17 protein-coding genes are annotated in these 21743 nt (G+C 63.9%); 1 reads left to right on the forward strand and 16 read right to left on the reverse strand.

The features are described from left to right. Window positions 1–18 precede the first annotated feature (18 nt). On the reverse strand, window positions 19–1443 hold the full coding sequence (locus A9973_RS24310) for a M20 family metallopeptidase (protein WP_183016213.1): 1425 nt from the start codon (window positions 1441–1443) through the stop codon (window positions 19–21). Between the two features lie 167 nt (window positions 1444–1610). Next, window positions 1611–2474, reverse strand: a complete 864-nt coding sequence (locus A9973_RS24315; protein ID WP_183016214.1) for a LysR substrate-binding domain-containing protein — start codon at window positions 2472–2474, stop codon at window positions 1611–1613. 106 nt (window positions 2475–2580) lie between these two features. Between A9973_RS24315 and A9973_RS24320 the strand changes: the two genes are divergently transcribed. Beyond that, a complete protein-coding gene (locus A9973_RS24320) occupies window positions 2581–2979 on the forward strand; it encodes a 4-oxalocrotonate tautomerase (protein WP_183016215.1) in 399 nt (132 codons plus the stop codon). 51 nt (window positions 2980–3030) lie between these two features. On the opposite strand, the gene A9973_RS24325 is transcribed toward A9973_RS24320, so the two are convergent. The 14 genes from A9973_RS24325 to scpB form a co-directional block, all read right to left on the reverse strand. Continuing rightward, window positions 3031–3840 (reverse strand): SRPBCC family protein, encoded by an 810-nt coding sequence (locus A9973_RS24325; protein ID WP_183016216.1) that lies wholly within the window; start codon window positions 3838–3840, stop codon window positions 3031–3033. Further along, on the reverse strand, window positions 3840–6239 hold the full coding sequence (locus tag A9973_RS24330; RefSeq protein WP_255469277.1) for a xanthine dehydrogenase family protein molybdopterin-binding subunit: 2400 nt from the start codon (window positions 6237–6239) through the stop codon (window positions 3840–3842). Before A9973_RS24330 ends, A9973_RS24325 begins: the two co-directional genes overlap by 1 nt. After that, a complete protein-coding gene (locus A9973_RS24335) occupies window positions 6236–6742 on the reverse strand; it encodes a (2Fe-2S)-binding protein (protein WP_183016217.1) in 507 nt (168 codons plus the stop codon). Before A9973_RS24335 ends, A9973_RS24330 begins: the two co-directional genes overlap by 4 nt. Then, window positions 6739–7620 carry a xanthine dehydrogenase family protein subunit M gene (locus A9973_RS24340; RefSeq protein WP_183016218.1) on the reverse strand — a complete coding sequence of 294 codons (882 nt, stop codon included), beginning with the start codon at window positions 7618–7620 and terminating at the stop codon, window positions 6739–6741. Before A9973_RS24340 ends, A9973_RS24335 begins: the two co-directional genes overlap by 4 nt. Window positions 7621–7626: 6 nt before the next feature. Further along, entirely contained in the window at window positions 7627–8622 is a 996-nt protein-coding gene (locus A9973_RS24345; RefSeq protein ID WP_183016219.1) for an ABC transporter substrate-binding protein, read from the reverse strand. A gap of 16 nt (window positions 8623–8638) precedes the next feature. Further along, window positions 8639–9625 carry a tripartite tricarboxylate transporter substrate binding protein gene (locus tag A9973_RS24350; RefSeq protein ID WP_183016220.1) on the reverse strand — a complete coding sequence of 329 codons (987 nt, stop codon included), beginning with the start codon at window positions 9623–9625 and terminating at the stop codon, window positions 8639–8641. 363 nt (window positions 9626–9988) lie between these two features. Continuing rightward, on the reverse strand, window positions 9989–11812 hold the full coding sequence (gene typA, locus A9973_RS24355; RefSeq protein WP_183016221.1) for a translational GTPase TypA: 1824 nt from the start codon (window positions 11810–11812) through the stop codon (window positions 9989–9991). Continuing rightward, entirely contained in the window at window positions 11809–12561 is a 753-nt protein-coding gene (gene truB, locus A9973_RS24360; protein ID WP_183016222.1) for a tRNA pseudouridine(55) synthase TruB, read from the reverse strand. The genes typA and truB overlap by 4 nt, the downstream gene beginning before the upstream one ends. Window positions 12562–12599: 38 nt before the next feature. Beyond that, window positions 12600–13001, reverse strand: a complete 402-nt coding sequence (gene rbfA, locus A9973_RS24365; RefSeq protein ID WP_183016223.1) for a 30S ribosome-binding factor RbfA — start codon at window positions 12999–13001, stop codon at window positions 12600–12602. 24 nt (window positions 13002–13025) lie between these two features. Then, entirely contained in the window at window positions 13026–16088 is a 3063-nt protein-coding gene (infB, locus tag A9973_RS24370) for a translation initiation factor IF-2 (protein WP_183016224.1), read from the reverse strand. A 95-nt stretch (window positions 16089–16183) separates the two neighbouring features. After that, entirely contained in the window at window positions 16184–17662 is a 1479-nt protein-coding gene (gene nusA / locus A9973_RS24375; protein ID WP_006225085.1) for a transcription termination factor NusA, read from the reverse strand. Beyond that, window positions 17659–18162, reverse strand: coding sequence for a ribosome maturation factor RimP (rimP, locus tag A9973_RS24380; protein WP_183016225.1), 504 nt, complete (start codon window positions 18160–18162; stop codon window positions 17659–17661). The genes nusA and rimP overlap by 4 nt, the downstream gene beginning before the upstream one ends. Window positions 18163–18669: 507 nt before the next feature. Then, the gene (locus tag A9973_RS24385) at window positions 18670–20505 is read right to left on the reverse strand and encodes a pseudouridine synthase (protein ID WP_183016226.1); all 1836 of its coding nucleotides are present in this window, start codon (window positions 20503–20505) and stop codon (window positions 18670–18672) included. A gap of 35 nt (window positions 20506–20540) precedes the next feature. Continuing rightward, complete coding sequence (gene scpB / locus A9973_RS24390) at window positions 20541–21737, reverse strand: SMC-Scp complex subunit ScpB (protein WP_183016227.1); 1197 nt, start codon at window positions 21735–21737, stop codon at window positions 20541–20543. Between the last annotated feature and the right edge of the window lie 6 nt (window positions 21738–21743).

Genomic DNA, 21743 nt, shown 5'->3' on the forward strand with positions numbered 1-21743 from the left:
CCCCCGAGGGGGCATTTTTCACTTCCGCATGAACGACGGCACGACCTCGGCCGGGATGGGGCACTGGTAAGGCTGGCCGCGGCGCGCGTCCAGCAGTTCCTCTTTGGCCCGGGACAGCGCCTCGGGGCGCGCGTAAAGATCGGCGGCGGTTGCCGCGATGACCTTGGCGGCATGCACCATGCCCTTGTGCGCCATGGACAGCTTGCCCTGCGCCACCATCTGCCACGAATGGAATGGCGTGCCATAGGCGTAGCATGCGCCCCAGCATTGCGCCGTGGGCGTCACCCAGCTGACGTCGCCCACATCGGTGGACCCGTACGAGATCTCGGTCTTGGCGGGGTCGAAAGGCGCCACGCCGGAGAACAGCGGCGTGGGGTTGCGCAACACCGCGCCCAGGTTCTTGCCCGCGTTGTCGATGTCGTCTTCGGTGATCGAATCCCACATGCGGCGCGCCGCCTGCTGTTCTCCGGGCGTGTAGGCCGGCCCTTGCAGCGCTTGCATGTTGGCGTACATCACTTCGTTCAACACGCGGTTCGGCATGTAGTTCGAGCAGGCCTTATCGAACACGATCTCAAGCTCGCAGCCCGTCATCAGCGCCGCGCCGCGCGCCACGTTCTTCACGCGCTCGTACAGCTCGGACGCCTGCGAATTGACCGGCGCTCGCACCAGGTACAGGACCTCGGCGCGGGCCTGCACCACGTTGGGCGAAATGCCGCCGCTGTTGGTCACCGCGTAGTGCACGCGCGCGTCGGGCACCATGTGTTCGCGCAGGTAGTTCACGCCCACGTTCATCAGTTCGACCGCGTCCAGCGCGCTGCGGCCAAGATGCGGCGAATTCGCGGCGTGGGCCGCAATGCCCCGGAAACGGAAATAGGCCTGGATGTTGGCCAGCGACGACTGGTGGAAAATGCCCGTATGCGAGGCCGGATGCCAGGTCAGGGCCGCATCCACGTCGTCGAACAAGCCGGCGCGCGCCATGAACGTCTTGCCCGACCCGCCCTCTTCCGCCGGACAGCCATAGAAGCGGATCGTGCCCGGCAGCTGGTTGGCCTCCAGGAATTCCTTGACGGCGACCGCGGCGAAATGCGCCGCCGTGCCCAGCAGGTGGTGCCCGCAACCGTGGCCGTTGCCATTGGGCGTTTCCGGCGACGGCTGGCAGGCGAACGCGCCGCTCTCCTGGCTCAGGCCGGACAGCGCGTCGTATTCCCCCAGAATGGCGATGACCGGGCCGCCCTGGCCCGCTTCGGCCACGAAGGCAGTGGGAATGCCGGCGGCGTCCCGCGTGATGCGAAAGCCCGCATCTTCCAGCATCGCGATGTGCAATTCGGCCGACTTGTGCTCGTCGTAGCGCAGTTCGGCCAGGCTCCAGATGCGGTCGCTCAGGTCCGAGTAACGCTCGCTGTGCGCGTCGATGAACGGCGCGAGTTTGTCGATGGCACCCATTGCTTCTCCAATGTAAGGGTTGGTCCTGTCCTGTTGAAAAAAACCGGTCATTCGTCGAGCTTGATCCCGGCAGTTTCAATGATTTTCCGATTGGCGGCCAGGTTCAAATGGCCCAGCGACCCGACCCCGGGCGAACCGAAGGAATACTTGCGGCGCTGAAACGACGATCAACGCATCGTCTTGATGATGGCCTCGCGCGCCAGTCCGATGAACTCGCTTTCACCCGCCCTGGCCGGCAACAGGCGGAATTCCACCTGGGGCAGCGCCGGCAGGCCGGGCGCGTGCAGGCGCGCGATGCCCGGCGCCAGCGCGGACTCGTTCAGGCAGGCCACGCCCAGGCCTGCCGACAGCGCCAGCTGCAAACCCGCCACGCCCGACGCCACATGCGCCACCGCGTAGGGCACGCCGCGGCGCGACAGCAGGCGCTCGACGTACTGCCGCAGGGCGCACGTCTCGGGCAGCACCAGCAACGGCAAAGGTTCGCCCAGCCGGGCGTCTTCCCCTTCCGCCGCCATCCATAGCAAGGGCTCGCGGCGCAGCAGATCGCCCTGCACCCGCGCGCGGGGCGCGCCGCGCTCCTGGATCGACATCGAGATGCCCACGTCGATCTCGCCGCGCTCGTAAGCCGCCTCGATCGCCCCGCTTTTCATGATCGTCACGTGCAGCCGCACCTGCGGATACTGCTCGTTCAGGCGCCGCAGCATCCGCGCCACATCGCCGGGCCGGAAATAGTCCGTGATGCACAGCCGCAGTTCGCCCCGCAACGCCACGCCCCGCAGATCGCGGTAGGCCTCGTCGCTCAGCGCCAGGATGGCGCGCGCATGCGCCAGCAGTCGTTCGCCCGCAGGCGTCGCCGTCACGCCCGACTTGCCGCGCACCAGCAACGGTTGCCCCGCACGGTCTTCCAGTTTGCGCATCTGTTCGCTGACGGACGATTGCGACAGGAACACCTTCGGCGCGGCTGCGGTCAAGCTACCGGCGTCCAGCACGGCAGCCAGCGTGCGCAACTGGTCCAAGTCAAATCCAGACATGGCTTATCCAACGGATTAAACGATGGATAGAATCGTAATTTCCCGCTTTTCCGATGTCAACCAGGCCCTTAGACTGGCTTCACACCTACCCGATCAGGAGCCTCTCATGCCTCACATCGTCGTTCATCTTTCCGGCACGCCCGATGCCGCCATCAACCGCCGCGTCGTCGATGCCGTGGCTGGCCTGACGCAGTCCGTACTGGGCAAGCAGTTGCCCGTGATCGCGATCACGCTGCAACACATCCCGCATGACCTGTGGTTCATCGGCGGCCGTCCGCTGTCGGAACTGGGCAAGAACGCCTTCCACCTGGACATCAGCGTCACGGACGAGACCAACACCAAGGCCGAGAAGGCGCGATTCATCAAGGAGATCTACGCGTCGTTCCAGGAAATCCTCGGCGAGCTGCACGCATGCTCGTACGTGCACGTGATCGACGCGCGCGCGGCCGCCTATGGCTACGGCGGGGCCACGCAGGAATACCGGCACCAGCAAAGCGGCGTCTAGGCCTCCTGAAGAAAAATGTCCTATGAGCGCCTGCCGTTGCGCAACGGGCGTTCAGTCCGAACGCCGGCCGAACAGGCCGGCGACGCCATACTTGATCCGCGACCACAGCGCCTTCAGGCCGATGCTGAGCATGTTCAGCTCAGCCGCTTTCGGCGCAGGCCGTGCTGGGCGCCCTCTAGCCTCAATGATTTTGGTTTGCGCCAGCGCCAGGATGGCCTGTGCCTGGCACAGCACGGCTTGCGCCTGCTGCAGCACCGCCTGCGCGTCGGCTGAGCCCGCCACGCCTGCGCCCAGGCTGGCAGGCCCCAAGGCGGGTGCTCCGGCGCTTGGCGCGGGCGCACCCGCTGCGCTGGCAAGGGAAGTCTCCGCAGCGGGATAAGCCGGCCTCCCCTCCTCCGGATGCGCTTCATCATCCAGCAACCGGCCGAGGTTTTGTTCAAACTGTCCCAGAATCTGAGACGCCACTTCCGCGATCATTCCGCTGCCTCGGCCATACTGGGCCACCGAACCGGACAACACGAGCTGGGTGACCACGGTGACATCGGTGCCACCCGCCGCGGCCGGGGTCAGCGCAAAGCTGAATTCGGATTGTGCCGCGCCGCGGCCTTTAGGATCCAATCCCGAACCTTGCAGCCAGGCGATGTGCGCATCCTCGTCCGTCCGCACCAATTCGGCCTGTCCATCAAAGGCCAGCTTGATCGGCCCGAGCCGGACTGACACGGAACCTCTGTACTTGTTATTGCCAAGCACTTCGGTCAGACGGGCGCCTGGCAGGCAGGGCAAGATGCGAGGCACATCCAGCATCAGCTTCCACGCCTCGTCCATTGGCAGGGGCACATGAAATTTGTTCGTGAATTCCATTACTTTTCCTCGGGGGATGGGCAAACGCCTAGGGGCGCGCCCGAAGCGCGGTCTATCAATTCCAGCAGGCGGACCGGGCTTAGCGGAAACTCCGCCAATCGCACGCCGATGTCCGATAAGGCATGTTCGACGGCGCCGATGACGGCGGCTGCCACCGGCACGGTGGCGCATTCGCCAATGCCCTTGACCCCAAGGGGGTTGAGCGTCGTCGGCGAAGGTTGGAAGAACACGTCGATATGCGGCACCTCCGGCGCGGTCGGAAGCAAGTACTCCGCAAAGGTCGTCGTGATGGGTTGGCCGCCGGCGTCGTACCCCATCCATTCGAACAAGGCATTGCCGATGCCGTGAACGACGCCGCCATGCACCTGCCCGTGCGCGAGCATCGGATTGATGATGCGGCCGCTGTCTTGCACGGCGACGTATCGGACAATGCGGATTTCACCGGTCAGCGGGTCGACCTCGACCTCGCAGGCATGGGAGGCGCCGGCGTAGGCCTGAGCGTCGCAATGGAAATGCACGGTCTCATCCAGGCCGGGGTCTCCTGCCTGAGGCAGCGCGTAGCCCGGCACGCCCTTCCAAAGCATCGCCAGGCGCGCCAAGGAAAGGGAGGCGTTGTCCGGGCCGCGCAACTCGCCGTTGGCAAGCGTGAGCGAGTCAGGCTCCACGTTCAACAGCGCGGCGGCACTATTGATGATCTTGATGCGCAACTTGGCCGCCGCCTGTTCAACGGCCGAGCCGGCCATGATGGCCTGGCGGCTGGCGAAGCCGCCCATGCCATAGTTGATGAACGATGTGTCGCCCGCCTGCACGTGCACCGCCTCGGCTTGCACACCGAAATGGGCCGCACAGATCTGCGCCAAGGTCGTTTTGATGCCTTGGCCCATGGCCAGCGCGCCGGTGTAGATGGTGATTTGGCCCGAGGGAAGCACGCGCACGCGGGCAGACTCGAACGGGCCGCGCCCTGTGGGCTTGACGCTGTTGGCCACGGCGATGCCTCGGGACAATCCGCGCGTGGCCGCTTCTGCACGCCGGGCGTCAAAACCCTCGTAATCGATTTCGAGCAACGCTCGCGCCTGCAAGGCGGGAAAGTCGCCGCTGTCGATGGTGAGCGGCACGCCGGCGCGGGACTTCAACGGCTTGGTGTAGGGGATTTCCTCTGGCGGGATGAAGTTGCGGCGGCGGCATTCGGCGCGGTCGATGCCAAGCTCGACCGCGATGCGGTCGATCATTCGTTCCATCACGAACGCCGCCTGCGGATAACCCGCGCCGCGCACGGTCGCCACCGGCACCTTGTTGGTGTAGACCACGCGGACGTCCAACTGATAGGCCGGAATGCGATACGGGCCCGACAAGGACGAAGCAGAGTTGTAGGGCACGTTAGTGCCCTGTGGCGTGTAGGCCCCATGATCATGCACCATGTCGCCGCGCACCGCCAGGATATGGCCATCGGCATCAACGGCACATTGGACAGACCAGTATTGGTCGCGCTCCTGGATGGATGTCAGGAAGTTCTCGCGTCGGTCTTCCAGCCACTTCACCGGCCGCCCCAGCATGCGGGCGGCAGCAGGGATTGCGATTTCTTCCGGATAGATCATGAACTTCGCGCCGAAGCCGCCACCGACGTCGGGCGTGATGACGCGCAACTGGTCTTCGGGCTGCCCGAGCATCAACGCAATGGTGTAGTGCAGCTCATGCGCCATCTGGGTCGAAGACCAGACAGTAAGGGTGCCCGATGCCGGGTCAGGCATGGCCAGGACGCCTCTGCCCTCCATCGGATGGGCCGCGCCCCGATGGGTCCAGAAGCGCTCGCTGAACACGCGATGCGCGCCGGCGAACACCGTATCGCAATCGCCATAGCTCAAGGTGTAGCGTTGCAGGACGTTGGATTCGAGCTCGCTGCGAACCCGTGGAGACGCCTCGTCGAACGCTTCGCGGCAGTCGGACACCGCCTCCAGCAGTTCGTATTCGATGGCGACCATGGCCGCGGCGTCTTCCGCCAAATGGCGGCTTTGCGCCACGACCAGCACGATGGCTTCGCCAACGAACGCGACTTCATCGGCCGCCAGGACAAACGGCGTGGTGTTGGCCGGCAAGGCAGCCAGCGCGAAGCCCAGCGGCATGCGCCATTCCGTCAATTGGCCATAGAAATCAGCGTAGGCGTATACCGCGACCACGCCGGGCATCGCGCGCGCCGGCTCCAGGTCGATGGAGAGGATTCGCGCATGGGCGTGCGGGCTGCGCACGAAGCAGGAGTGCAACGGGGCGGTGACGGGAATGTCGTCCAGGAATCCGGCATTGCCCGTAAGCAGCGCCGCATCCTCGACGCGCAGCACCGATGCGCCCACTCCTGTGGAGGGTGTCGCGTCCCCGATGACATTGGCGTGCATCGGCGCTTTCATGCAGCTTGTCTCGCACGTAGCAGGACGGCCGCGCGTCGCACGGCGCTGACAATATTCTGGTAGCCGGTGCAGCGGCATAGGTGGCCAGACAAGACGTCGCGGATTTCGGCCTCGGAGGGATCGGGATGATGGGTCAACATTTCAGCTACGGACATCAGAATCCCGGGCGTGCAATAGCCGCACTGCAATCCGTGAAGCTCGTGAAAAGCTTGCTGGATGGGATGCAGCGTGCCGTCCGCCTCGGCCAGGCCCTCAACCGTTTGAACCTCGCTGCCTTCGGCCTGCACAGCCAGCATCAGGCAACCGCGCGTGCTGCAGCCGTCGACCAGCACGGTACAGGCGCCGCAAACGCCGTGCTCGCAGCCTACGTGCGTACCCGTCAACCTCAGCTCGCCACGCAGAAAGTCCGCCAGGTTGACGCGCGGTTCGGCCGTGCCTTCGTAAGACTTTCCGTTGACATGCAGCCTGATCGGCCGTGCCTGGGATGCTTGCCCGTTGTTCATTCCTGCCTCGCAGTATGGTTGTGAGCCCGTTCGATTGCCAGCGCCAGCGCACGCTGCGCCAGCACGCCAGCCAGGCGCTGGCGGTACCAGGACGGAACATAGCTGTCGCCGACGGCGTCAATCGCGGCGCATAGGCGCGCCGCGTGGGCAAGATCAGCAGCCTCGCCACGGCTACCCAGCAAGACCGCCTCCGCCTCGTGCATGCGCAAGGGCGCAGACGCCACGCCGCCCAATGTCAGCGACACCCGCTGCAAGCGACCATCGTCAGCAAATAAAACGAGCGCCGCCGCGGAAACAATGGCGAAGTCCCCGTGCCTGCGTGCGAATTCAATGAAGGCGTGTCCATGCGCGGCGGGCCAGGGCTCGACACGGATGGCGATCAGCATTTCATCGGGATCCATGGCGGGGGTCATGTATCCAGCGGGAAAATCGGCCATCTTTACGCTGCGGGTGCCGCGCACCCCGGCTACCGTGAGGACCGCATCCATCGCCAGAGCCACGGTCGGAATTTCGGCCGACGGATCCAACTGACACAGGCTGCCGCCCACGGTGCCGCGATTGCGGGTCTGCCGATGACCGACATTCAGTATCGCTTCATGCCACAGCGGCAGGCGCGTCTGCACCAGTTCCGAGAACTCAACGCCGCGCTGGCGAGTCATGGCGCCGATCTCGATGCCCTGCTCGCCGTCGCGCAAGTATGACAACGCCCCGATGCGATTGACATCGATGAGGCAGTCCGGAAAGGCGAAGCGCATATTGAGCATCGCCATCAGGGACTGGCCGCCCGCAAGAATGCGGGCGTTGTCCACTTGGCTGAGCATTTGCAGCGCCTCGTTGAGCGTGGCGGGCGCGTGATACTGCAGCACGGGTGCTTTCATATGCCGTCAGATCTTGGACAAATCCAGCGCCGACGCCGCGAACAGCTCTTCGGGCTTGACCTGGCGCTTGGACAGGCCTTGCTCGAAGTGATAGCGCGCAAAGGTCTCGATCGTGTGCCGGTTGGCTTCCAGCCCGAACGGCCAGAAGTCATCGCCCATCAGGGCGCGCGTGTCGTTCAAGTGGTGAACCATCCAGGGCAAGGTGACTGCCAAATGGCAAATCTCGTTCAACTCATGGGTGGCCAGCGCCTTGGCTTTAATGAAGGCCTTGTAGACACTGACGGGCAGCCATGGGTTTTCCTTCACCAGAGACTTGCGGATGCCCACCATGTGCATGATCGGGAAAATGCCGGTGCGACGGTAATAGTCCTTCTCGGCCTCGATGTAGTTGTCACCGAACAGGCGCCCGACGTTGGGGGCGCCGCGCAGGAAGCACGACGGCGCGCGGGCGCCGATATAGCCGTCGATTTCGCCCGATGCGAGCATGTCGGACAGCGTCCGGTCATCGGGAATCTGCTTGAGGTCAATTTCCGGATCCAGTTCGATCGGCGCGCGCTCGCCGCGGCCCGGCTCTTCGATGCCGCCTCGCACCCATTTGATATCGCGGGGCTTGACGCCATATTCGTCCTCTAGAATGCCCCGAATCCAGACATTGGCCGTGATCTGGTATTCAGGCACGCCAATGGTCTTGCCCCGCAGATCTTGCGGCGTCTTGATGCCCCTGTCCGTCCGGACATAAATGCCCGATTGACGGAACACGCGTGAAATGAATGCGGGAATGGCAACGTATTCGTTGTCGCCGCGAGCGGTCGTCATCATGTGACTGCTCATCGAAATCTCGGTGACGTCGAACTCGTGATAGCGGAATGCGCGGTGAAATGCCTCTTCCGGCTCCAGGGGCACCGCGGTCACTTCGCAACCCTCGATCGGCGCACGGCCGTCGAACAGGGCTTGGGTACGGTCATAGTTTCCGCAGGACAGGCTGATACGCAATTTGCTCATGAGGTGATGCTCCTGGTTAATCTACCGAAAGACTGATCTTGTGGGCCAGCGCCGAGAATCGGTCGATGTCGTCGTTGACCATGGTCTGGAAGGCGGCCGGGCCATCGCTGGCCGTGATGTAGCCCAAGTCGGCCAGTTTTTTCTGAATGTCGTCGCGCTTCATGATCTGCGCCACACCTTCGTAGATTTTGTTTTTGATGGCTATAGGTGTTCCCGCTGATGTCAGGAAGCCATGCCACTGATTCAATTCATAGCCCGGATAGCCTTGTTCGGCGATGGTCGGAATGTCCGGCATCAGGGCCGAGCGTTCCTTGGCCGTCAAGCCCAGCGCACGCAGCTTGCCGGCCTTGATGAAAGGCATGGCGCTGGAAGCGGTAATGATTGCCAGCCCCACCTGCCCTCCCGCCACGTCATTCAAGGCCGGGCCGCAACCTTTGTATGGCACGTGCGTCATGTGGACATTGGCCTGCAAGTTCAGCATTTCACCGGCGAGATGCTGCGGTGTGCCGTTGCCACAGGAACCGAACGACACCAAATTCTTCCCCGGCTTTGCCGCGCTGATCACGTCGGACAGGTTCCGGTAAGGCGAGTCGGGCGGAACCACAAAGACTGACGGCACGTAGGCAATATTGATGATCGCCTCGAAGTCTTTCTTGGGGTCAAACGGCAGAGTTTTGAACACGCCCGGGTTAATCGCAAACGAGCTGTTCACCATCAGCAGCGAATAGCCGTCCGGCGCCCTTTCCGCGATGATGCGCGCGCCGACGTTGCCGCTGGCCCCCGGCCGGTTCTCCACCACCGCACCCTTGCCCAGGGTTTCCGTCATGTAATTGCCGATCAGCCGGGCCAGCAGGTCGGTTCCGCCGCCAGGCGGGAATGTGACGATGACGTTGATGGGTTTGCTTGGAAAGGCGGACGCGTCCTCCGCCCAGGTGGCGCTTGACGCGCTGATGCTGCAGGCGGCCACTAGGGCCGCCTGGACGATGCGACTACGACGTTTCATGTATTCCCCTTGTGCCGTGGCGTGAGCGCCTTTTGCCGGCTGTTGAATGAAGCGCGATCGGATCCAGACTCTGCTCAGTACGCTGAGCAAATTAATCATAGTGCTGATCAATTTAGCGATGCCATCGGGGTAAATACTGAGCGCAAGGGGATGGGGGAACGAGCGTCATCGCGCGACCATGCGCTGCACGGGCGGACCTGCTGGAGAAGCCGGCCCGCGAACAATCGACAATCTGCGGCCCAAAAAAAATAACCCCATGTCGGAACATGGGGTTATTCGGCAATCTGAAGCCGCACACCCGAAGGTGCGCGGCATCTTGCGTGTACGACTGAAACGCGAGGGGGGCGTACCCCCCCGGTCCACTTAGACGGCAGCGTCGCGCGCAGCGCGCTTGCGTTCGTTTTCCAGCAGGTAGCGCTTGCGCAGACGGATCGACTTCGGGGTGATTTCCACGAGTTCGTCGTCGTCGATGAATTCCACGGCGTATTCCAGCGACATCTGGATCGGCGGAACCAGGCGCACGGCTTCGTCGGTGCCCGAGGCGCGCACGTTGGTCAGCTGCTTGCCCTTGATCGGGTTCACGACCAGGTCGTTGTCGCGGCTGTGGATGCCGATGATCATGCCTTCGTACAGCGCATCGCCCGGACTCACGAACATGCGGCCGCGGTCCTGCAGCTTCCACAGGGCGTAGGCCACGGCGTCGCCTTGGTCCTGGCTGATCAGCACGCCGTTACGGCGTTCGCCGATCGAACCTTCCTTGACCGGGGCGTATTCATGGAAGATGTGGCTCATCAAGCCCGTGCCGCGCGTCAGCGTCAGGAACTCGTTCTGGAAGCCGATCAGCCCACGGGCCGGAATCAGGTATTCCAGGCGGGTACGGCCACGGCCGTCCGGCTGCATGTCCTGCAGGTCGCCCTTGCGGCGGCCCAGCTCTTCCATCACGCCGCCCTGGTGGGCGTCTTCGACGTCGACCGTCAGCGACTCGAACGGTTCGCACTTCACGCCGTCGATGTCCTTGAACACCACGCGCGGACGCGACACGGCCAGCTCGTAGCCTTCGCGGCGCATCGTTTCCAGCAGAATCGTCAGGTGCAGTTCGCCACGGCCCGACACTTCGAACACCGTGTCGTCGCCCGTGTCGCGCACACGCAGCGCCACGTTGGACTTCAGCTCGCGGTCCAGGCGGTCGCGCACTTGGCGGCTGGTCACGAACTTGCCTTCACGGCCGGCCAGCGGCGACGTGTTCACCATGAAGTTCATGGTCAGCGTCGGCTCGTCGATGCGCAGCATCGGCAGGGCTTCCTGCGTGGCCACGTCGGTGACGGTGCAACCGATGCCCAGTTCTTCGATGCCATTGATCAGCACGATGTCGCCGGCTTCGGCTTCGTCCACCACGACGCGTTCCAGACCATGGAACTTCTGCACCTGGTTGATGCGGCCGCGGCCGCCCTGGCCTTCAGGACCGAACTTGTAAGCCACTTCCATGCCGGGGCGCATACGGCCACGGTTGATGCGGCCCACGCCGATCTTGCCGACGTAGCTGTTGTAGTCCAGCGAGATGATCTGCATCTGCAACGGACCGTTGGGATCGTCGTCGCGCTGCGGCACGTGCTGCAGGATGGCTTCGAACAGCGGGCGCATGTTGCCTTCGCGCACGTCCGGGGTCAGGCCGGCGTAGCCCGACAGGCCCGAGGCGTACACCACCGGGAAGTCCAGCTGCTCTTCGGTCGCGCCCAGCTTGTCGAACAGGTCGAACGTGGCGTTGATGACGAAGTCGGTGCGGGCGCCCGGACGGTCGACCTTGTTGACCACGACGATCGGCTTCAGGCCCAGGGCCAGCGCCTTGCGGGTCACGAAAATCGTCTGCGGCATCGGGCCTTCAACGGCGTCCACCAGCAGCAGCACGCCGTCGACCATGGACAGCACGCGTTCGACTTCGCCGCCGAAGTCCGCGTGTCCCGGGGTGTCGACGATGTTGATGTGCGTGCCTTCGTATTCAACGGCACAGTTCTTGGCCAGAATCGTGATGCCGCGTTCTTTTTCCAGATCGTTCGAGTCCATGACCCGTTCGGTCAGCGCCTGGTTTTCGCGGAAGGTGCCGGATTGGCGCAGCAGCTGGTCGACCAGGGTTGTCTTACCGTGGTCCACGTGGGCGATGATGGCGACGTTGCGCAGGGCGCGAGTCATAGCGAGTCCTTTAAGGTCAGGGTGGAGGGCAGCAAGCCCTCCGGCAATTCGTTCAGTGCAAGCAATGCCTGCTTGGGGTCTGGCATGGCCTGCAAGGCTTCCAGCTCAACGGCGCGTTCCAGAGAAAATGGCCCGACATGCGTGCGCCGCAGCGCCGTCAGGTGGGCGTAACAGCCCAGCACGCGCCCGATGTCCTGGGCCAGTGTCCGGATGTATGTGCCTTTACTGCAAGCCACATCGATCTCTGCCTGCGTGCCCGACAGGGACAGCAGCTCGATGCGGTGAATCGTGATCTGGCGCGGTGCGCGTTCCAGCTCGATGCCGGCGCGCGCGTACTCGTACAGCGGCTTGCCATCGCGCTTGAGCGCGGAGTACATCGGCGGAATCTGCTCGATCGTGCCCGAGAAACGTGACAGCGCGTCGCGCAATGCCTGTTCCTCTACGACAAAGCCCGGTTCGGCGGTCGACACGACATTGCCTGTCAGGTCGCCAGAATCGGTTTCCACCCCAAATTGCAGCGTAGCGCGATATGCCTTGTCGGCATTAAGCATCGCGCCGGAAATCTTGGTCGCGCGTCCCATGCAGCACACCAGCAAGCCGGTGGCAAAGGGGTCCAGCGTGCCCGTGTGACCGGCTTTCGCCGCATCCATGGCACGCTTGGCGCGTTGTAATGCGTGGTTGCTCGACAAACCTACGGGTTTGTCGAGCAACAGCACACCGTCGAGCGCAAGCCCGCGTCGTTTAGCCATCGTCGGAATCCGTGTTTAGAGCAGTGACGACAGCCCGATCAGGACTGGTCTTCAGGTTCGTCGGGCACGCCCGAGTGGGGGCCCGGCCGGTTTGCGCGGTCGATAAGGATCGACATTTCGATACCACGGGCAATCTGCTCGTCGTGGAAGAAACGCAAAGTGGGGACAGTGTGAATGTGCAGCAGCTTGTAGAGCTGCGAGTGCAGCCAACCGGCTTTCTCGTTCAGCAAGGCGGTCGCGGCTTCGGGCTCAGCGCCCAATACCGTGAACCACACCTTGGCATGCGCGTAGTCGGTCGACAGTTCCACACCGGAGAGCGTGATCAGTCCCGCGCGAGTCATGTCGATCTCGCGCTGAATGATCTCGGCCAGATCCTTCTGGATCTGGTCGGCCAACCGCAAATTGCGGCCGGGGATGGCTTTGGACTTGTGACGGCTCATTAGAAATATTGCCTCGCGGACGCTTTACAGCGTACGCGCGATTTCCTTGATTTCAAAGACTTCCAGTTGGTCGCCCACCTGGATGTCGTTGTTGCCGCGCAGCGTAAGACCGCAATCGAAGCCCGACTTGACTTCCTTGACGTCGTCCTTGAAGCGGCGCAGCGATTCCAGATGCCCCGTCCAATTAACCACGTTGTTGCGCAGCAGGCGCACCTGGGAATCGCGACGCACGATGCCGTCAAGCACCATACAACCCGCGATGTTGCCGAGGCGCGAGATGCTGTAGACCTCGCGGATCTCGACCAGGCCGATGATTTCTTCTCTCTTCTCGGGCGCCAGCATGCCCGACATGGCTGCCTTCACTTCATCCACGGCGTCATAGATGATGTTGTAGTAGCGCACGTCGATGCCGTTGTTCTCGGCCAGCTTCTTGGCGCTTGCTTCCGCACGCACGTTGAAGCCGATCACGACCGCGTTCGAGGCGATGGCCAGGTTGATGTCGGTTTCCGAGATGCCGCCGACAGCCGCGTGCACCACTTGTACACGGACTTCGTCGGTCGACAGCTTGACCAGCGACTGGACCAGCGCTTCTTGCGACCCCTGCACGTCGGTCTTGACGATAAGCGTGAGCGTCTGCGTGCCCTCGCCCAGGTTGTCGAACATCGACTCCAGCTTGGCAGCCTGTTGACGGGCCAGCTTGACGTCGCGGAACTTGCCTTGGCGGAACAGCGCGATTTCGCGCGCCTTGCGCTCGTCGGACAGCGCCATCAGCTCGTCGCCGGCGGCGGGCACTTCGGTCAGGCCCTGGATTTCCACCGGGATGGACGGGCCGGCCGATTGGATCGGCTTGCCGTTTTCGTCCAGCATGGCGCGGACACGGCCGAAGCTTGCGCCGGCCAGCACCACGTCGCCGCGCTTGAGCGTGCCGCTCTGCACCAGGATCGTCGCGACCGGGCCGCGGCCCTTGTCCAGACGGGCTTCAATGACCAGGCCCTTGGCCGCTGACTCGACGGGTGCCTTCAATTCCAGCACTTCGGCCTGCAGCAGCACGTTTTCGAGCAGATCGTCGATACCTTCGCCGGTCTTGGCGGACACGCCCACGAAGGGCACGTCGCCGCCGTATTCTTCCGGCACGACCTGTTCGGCAACCAGTTCCTGCTTGACGCGTTCCGGGTTGGCCGACGGCTTGTCGATCTTGGTGACGGCCACGACCATGGGCACGCCCGCAGCCTTGGCATGGTGGATAGCTTCACGCGTTTGCGGCATCACGCCGTCGTCGGAAGCCACCACCAGAATGACGATGTCGGTCGCCTTGGCGCCGCGGGCACGCATGGCGGTGAACGCCTCGTGGCCCGGGGTGTCAAGGAAGGTCACCATGCCGCGTTCGGTCTGAACGTGGTAGGCGCCGATGTGCTGCGTAATGCCGCCGGCTTCGCCCGCGGCAACTTTGGCGCGGCGGATGTAATCCAGCAGCGAGGTCTTGCCGTGGTCGACGTGGCCCATGACGGTGACGACCGGGGCGCGCGGCAGTTGTTCGGCTTCGGAAACCGTTGCGGAGATGTCCAGGAACGCTTCCGGGTCATCCAGCTTGGCGGCGATTGCCACGTGGCCCAGTTCCTCGACCACGATCATGGCCGTTTCCTGGTCCAGCACCTGGTTGATGGTGACCATCTGACCCAGCTTCATCAACTGCTTGATGACTTCTGCGGCCTTGACGGACATCTTGTGCGCCAGGTCGGCCACGCTGATGGTTTCCGGCACGTGAACTTCACGTGCGATGAATTCTGCGGGTGCCGGCTCGTTGCGGCGGTCATTCTGCTGGTTGCGGCCACCACGGCCGCCGCCCTTGCCACCACCCTTGCCGCCTGCACGCCAGCCATCACGGCTGGCCGGGGCTGCCGGCTTGTCAGCGGGCTTCTTGCGCGAAGCGTCATCGGACCAGGTCGAAGCGACTTCGGCGGTCTTGATGGTCTTCTTCGTGCCAGGAGCGGCGGGCTTGGCGTCCTTCTTGGCTCCAGGCGTGGCGCCCGGCTTGCCGGCAGGCTTGTGCAGCGTGCCGGAAATGGGCGCGGCGGCGGGGGCGGCAGGCGCCTCCGGCTCGGGCGCGCGCAGCACCTTGCGGGGACGGTTCAGCATCTCGCGCAGCGCAGCGGCTTCAGCCTCGGCGGCACGGCGGGCCTCATCGCGGCCTGCCGACGTGGCGGAGGCGGCGAGCGGCGGGCCGGCGCGGCGGTTGTCGGCACGGTTGCCTACCCTGACCGCAGGCGCGGCAGGCGTAGACGCGGCGGGCGCGGCGGATTTGACGGGTTCGGACTTCGCAGCAGGCTGAGCCTGGGCGACAGGCGCGTTGGCCTGGGAGGAAGATGTTTCTGACTTATTAGCTAGCACAACGGGTTCCGGCTTGGCTTCTTCAGCCAGGGGCTCGGTGGATTCAGTCTTAACTTCGGGCTTGGCCTCTTCGGCCACGGGCTCGGCAGGAGCAGGCGCCGGCGTCGGTTCGGGTTCAGGCTGGGCCTGGACTTCGGGGGCTTGCGCCTCGACGGGGGCGGGCGCTTCGGCCGCGACGGATTCAACAGGCGCGGGCGCTTCAACCGGCGCGGGCGCTTCTACAGCAACGGGCTCTTCCGCCTGGACGGGGGCCGGAGCCTCCGCCTGAACGGGAGTGGCCTCGCGGGGCTCGACCACGGCAGGAGCCTCGGATGCAGCCGGCGCGGACACCTGCTGCTCGTCTTCGACGGAGGCTTCATCTTCGGCACGCGCGGACGCGGCCTGTTCCAGGGCGATTTCGGAGGGATCACGCTTGACGAACACGCGCTTCTTGCGCACTTCGACCTGAATCGTGCGCGAACGGCCGGTGGCGTCAGCCTGCCGGATTTCGGACGTCTGGCGGCGCGTCAGGGTGATCTTCTTGCCTTCGGTCGCGCCATGGGCGCGACGCAGCGATTCGAGCAATTTCGCCTTGTCGCTGTCGGTGACGGAATCGTCAACCGATTTGAGGTCAACGCCAGCCGAGCGCAGCTGATCCAGCAGCACATTGGCAGGCATTTTCAGCTCGGTAGCGAACTGGGCGACGGTGTTACTCGACATTAGGCTCTCTCTTCCCTATATGCAGCTATTACAAACAACGTGAACTTGCGGTGGATATATCCTGCACTACCCACCGCAGACCCGTGTCCTTTTGGTTATTCTTCGTCGAACCAATGGGCGCGGGCACGCATGATGAGGTCGCTGGCTTCCTGCTCGGTCAAGCCGGCGATTTCCGCCAGTTCGTCCGTTGCCAATTCGGCCAGATCATCACGCGTATGCACTTGACGCTCGGCCAGCTTGCCAGCCAGTTCTTGCGTCATGCCTTCGAGTTCAAGCAAATCCTGTGCGGTCTCAAGGCGCTCTTCCTGGGCAATCGCCTCAGTCAACAGCGCATTGCGGGCACGGGCGCGCAATTCATTGATGGTGTCTTCGTCAAACGCTTCGATTTCCAGCAGTTCCTGCATGGGCACGTAAGCGATTTCCTCGATACCGGTGAAACCTTCGTCAATCAGGATGTCTGCGACTTCCTCATCGACGTCCAGCTTGCTCATGAACGTGGCGCGCAGACCCGACCGCTCGACTTCCTGGCGGTTCAGGCTTTCTTCCGGCGTCATGATGTTGATCTGCCAGCCGGTCAGTTCGGACGCCAGGCGCACGTTCTGACCCTTGGCGCCGATGGCCTTGGGCAGGTTCTCTTCGTCGACGACAACGTCCATCGCATGCTTGTCTTCATCAACGACGATCGATTCGACGTTGGCCGGCGCCAGGGCGCCAATGACAAACTGCGCGGGGTCTTCCGACCACAGCACGATATCGACCTGCTCGCCGCCCAGCTCGTTGCGGACTGCGGTAACGCGTGAACCGCGCATGCCCACACACGTGCCGATGGGGTCGATACGCTTATCGTATGCCACCACGGCGATCTTCGCACGCACGCCGGCATCGCGGGCGGCGGCCTTGATCTCCAGCAGGCCTTGTTCGATTTCCGGAACTTCGTTCTCGAACAGCTGGCGGATGAACTCGGGCGAGGTACGCGACAGGATCACTTGCTGGCCACGCGCGGCGTGGTCAACACGCAACACGAAGGCGCGGACGCGGTCGGCCACCCGGAGGTTTTCCTTCGGGATCATCTCGGAACGCGGCAGGCGCGCTTCGATCTTGCCGGTTTCGACAATGGCGTCGCCCTTGTCCATGCGCTTGATCGTGCCGGACACGATGGTTTCACCACGGTCCAGGAAGTCGTTCAGCACCTGTTCGCGTTCAGCGTCACGGATCTTTTGCAGAATGGCCTGCTTGGCCGCCTGCGCGCCGATACGGCCAAATTCGATAGGCTCGAGCGGCTCTTCGATGTATTCGCCTTCCTGGATGCCAGGGACGATTTCCACGGCGTCCGACAGCATTTCCTGCTTATCGGGTTCTTGCAGCCCGGCTTCGTCCGGCACCACCAGCCAGCGGCGGAAGCCCTCGTGATCGCCGGTTTCCCTATCGATGGCGACACGAATGTCCGCATCATCCTTGAAGCGCTTTTTCATGGCCGAGGCCAGCGCACTTTCCAGTGCACCGAACACGACGTCGCGCGTGACGTTCTTTTCACGCGCCAAGGCATCGACCAACAGAAGAATTTCGCGACTCATCGCTTTTTGCCCTTGAAATCCAGAACGGGATCCAGTTTTGCACGTTCGATGTCATCGACCGTGAAATTCAAAACCTGGACTTCGTTCTTTTTTGCCTCAAATTCGAGACCGAACACGGTCTTGTGCATGCCAGCAGCAGCGTCCGAGGCGGCGGCGTCGTCTTCAGGCACGGTCAACGTGCCGGAGAAGACCTTACGTCCGTCTAATGCCTCGCGCAGCTTGATTTCGATGCGCTCGCCTGCGAAACGGCGGAACTCGTTCTCGTTGCGCAGCGGGCGGTCAATGCCCGGCGAACCGACTTCCAGCCGCTTGTAGTCGATGTTTTCGACTTCAAACACCCGCGACAATTGGCGAGACACCTGCTCACAGTCTTCGATGCGCACACCGCCGACCCGATCGATCGTCACGCGCAAAAGGCCCAGGGCGGCACGCTCGACGTCTACGAGTTCGAGGTCCATGCCGGCCAAAGCCTCTTCGGTCAATGCGAATAAATCAGCCATATACTCAAAAAAAATGGGCTGCACGCCCAGCCCACCGATATTGCGCAGAGCCCAGCCGCTTCCCTACTACACGTAAGGAGCAATGCTGGGCAGCGCCCTATATTGCGACCTAATTTGTTTGCGCCACGGGTTTCCCCCACACAGCCCCGCCCCAACCCGTCAATCCGGGCCCGGCGGCACTTGGCGCAACTCCGATGCCAACTGCTTTACCTACCGCAGTGCTACTGCTTGCTCAGTGCTCGCTTGCTCAGTGCTTGCTTATTCAGTGCCTGCTTCAGCGACTTTGCTGGCTTGCAGCCACGAAACGCCCTTGCCTACGCCTCTACCAACAATGGCTATCAGACCATGCTGCCAGACCGCGCCGCCAATCAAAAGGCAATGACGCGAAGCCATGAAAACCATTGATTTTACCAGATAAACCGGAAAAACGCCTGATTCGTCACGGGCTTACGTTTATATGGGACACATCGGACCCGGCGGCGCGCCCAGCGCGCCGCCTGATAGCGCTTAACGGCCCTGACGGCCACGCCCGCCCATCACGCCAAGGCGCGATTCGTGGGCCGACGCGCCACGCGGCTGCCAATCATCGCCACGGGGCGAGGACGACGACGAAGACGAGGCGCTGCGCGGGGCGCGCGGCTTACCGCCTGCACCCGACCCCTTGTTGTTGCCGGCGCCGCCTCCCGCCGCGCGCGGCGAGCCTTCGGCCTTGTTGCCGCCACGACCGGAACCTGCCGGCTTGCCGCCGCGGCTGTTGCCGCCGCCCGCGCCGGCCGGCTTGCCGCCACCCGGTTTACGACCGGAAGGCTTGCGGCCGCCACCACCCACGGGCACCTCGGCCACATTGCCGACGGCATCCGCCGAAGCCACGGGGCTCGACGGGCCGTTGGCCGCCGCCGAACGCGGACCGCGGGGCTTGCCGCCCGGCTTACCACCCGGCTTGCCGCCCTGCTTTCCCCCTGGCCGGCCGCCGCCAGCCGGCGCCGCCGAACGGCCGCCGCCGGGCTTGCCGCCCTTGCGGTTGCCGCCTGCGCCTTCGGCCGCCAGCGGATGGCCGTTGGCATAGCCGCCGGCAATCATCAGGCCAGTGCCAAACGGATCCGACGGACATGCGGCCGTTTGGCCGGCACTGCCCAGACGGCCGCCCTGCAGCTTGCCGCGACGGCCGATACGGGCGCCGTTCATGCCATTGCGGTCCATCGTGCCGAAGCCCGGGGGCAGCGCGCTGTCATGCGATTGCGGCTGTTTCGAGCGGCGGCGATTGCCACCAGATTCGTCGTCTTCGCGCAACAGTCCCAATTGGACCATCAGCGCGGTAACCAGCGAACCATCCAGTTCTTCCCAGCGGCCGCGCCGCAGCGTGCGCGGCAGCACCACGTCGCCGAAACGGGTGCGGATCAGGCGGCTGACCGTGACGCCGACGGCTTCGAACATGCGGCGGACTTCGCGGTTGCGGCCTTCCTGCAAGGTCACGCGATACCAGCGGTTGCTGCCGTCGCCACCCAGGTAATCCAACGCGCCGAAAGCAGCCAGGCCATCCTCCAGCTCAATGCCGTCGACCAGCGACTGGCGTTGCGCCTCGTCCATTTCACCCAGCACGCGGACCGCGTACTCGCGCTCGGTACCGTAGCGGGGGTGCATGATGCGGTTGGCCATGTCGCCCGAGGTCGTGAAAATCAGCAGACCTTCGGTATTCAAATCCAGGCGGCCCACCGACAGCCACTTGCCGGTGCGCAGCTTGGGCAAGCGCGCGAAGACGCTGGCACGACCACCCGGATCGTCATGGCTGACGATTTCACCCGCCGGCTTGTGATACAGGATCACGCGCGGCGGCCTCTTCGTGTTCGTGCGCATGATGGGCTTGCCGTTGACGCGGACCTGATCGTTCGGCGCCACGCGCTGGCCGATATGGGCCGGCTCGCCATTGACCGACACTCGGCCGGCGACGATCAGCTCTTCCATTTCGCGGCGCGAACCGATACCGGCGTCAGCCAGCACCTTATGCAGCTTCGGCATGACCGAATCGCTGTTCAGGTACTTGCCCAGGCGCTGCTCCATGCGGTCAGCGGAGTCCAGGTACGACAGGGCCTGTTCGGCCTCCTGCTCGCCGCCACGGGAGTCAGGCGACTCGACCGGAGCAGCGGCCGCTGCGGGCTGCTGGCCTTCAGCGGCCGGCGCCTGTTCGGCCGTCGCGTCGCCGCGGCGGCGGCGGAACGGCGTCCTCAGCTTGCGCCCGCGCCCACGGGCGCCGGCCTCGCCTTCGGCTGCCGGCTCGCGCGCGGCGGAAGCTTCCGATTGACCGTTGGAAACGGTGTCATCCGAACGGGGATTGTCGTCCTGCATTGCTGTATTCGTTGTCACTGGGACAGCTCCGAATTTCAAACTTGGGTAGGCCTGCCAGGGGCAGGCTCGTCATCATCAGGGGACGCCGATTCGCGGCCGGCGCGAGGCCGCTCCGGATCTGCCTCGCCCGGCGCCACGGAGGCGGCATCGGGGTCGGGCCGAACACGTTCATCAAGGCCGATTGCGGGCTCGTGCCCGGCGGCGCCAGGCGCTGCGTGATCGGTCTCGTCAATCGGTTCGGTCGGTTCCGCGTGTTTTGCGTTCTCGACACCTTCCTTTGCAGCACCGGCTTCTGTGACGTCGGCGGCCATATCGGAAGTGTCGTTGCCAGCCCCTTCGTCGGGAAAACCGGACGGGGTCGGCGTATTGGACAAGCCTTCGGCTTGCTCCCGGACGGTGGGTTCGTCTGCGGGATCCGCGCTTTCTTCTGTGCGCGAAACGACGGATTCTACGCTATCGCCCGGGGCTATGGGTGCATCGTGTTCCGAAACAGACAATTCCGCAACCGGGATATTGGCATTTTCGTCCACGCCAGCCGGCTCGTCGACGGGAATCTCCCCCTGCACGCCGCCAATTTCACCTTCGCTTTCACCTTGGCTTTCGCCTGCAACAGCGTCGTCCGGCGAGGCAGCCTCGACAGGCGCGGCGCCCTCGCCTGTCAATTGTTGCACTTCGCCCAGGTCCAGTCCTGCCAGCGCGGCGGCGGCTTGCGCCGACTCCAGCGGCGGAAGCTCATCGAGCGCCCGCAGGCCTAGATCGTCCAGAAATTGGCGCGTGGTGCCGAACAGGGCGGGACGGCCGGGCGCATCGCGATGCCCGATGACCTCGATCCACCCCCGGTCCTCCAGCGCCTTCACGATTTGCGAAGACACGGTGACACCACGAATATCCTCGATGTCGCCGCGCGTGACCGGCTGGCGCCAGGCCACGATGGCCAGCGTCTCCATGACGGCGCGCGAATACTTGGGCGGCTTTTCAGGACTCAGCCGCTCCAGGTAGCGCTGCATGTGCGGGCGGCTTTGGAAACGCCATCCGCTTGCCAGCTGCACCAGCTCCAGGCCGCCATCGGCCCAATTGCTTTGCAGCGTCTCCAACAGCCCGCGCAGCTTGCTGTTGTCGAATTGTTCATCGTCCCCGAATAGCTTGCGCATATCGGACAGTTGCATCGGCTGCACCGCGCATAGCAGCGCGGTTTCCAGCACGAGTATTGCCTCGCTATCGTTCATCGACATTCAAAT

This window comes from Achromobacter sp. UMC46 (assembly GCF_014170335.1).
In the GTDB taxonomy this organism is placed as follows: domain Bacteria; phylum Pseudomonadota; class Gammaproteobacteria; order Burkholderiales; family Burkholderiaceae_B; genus Achromobacter.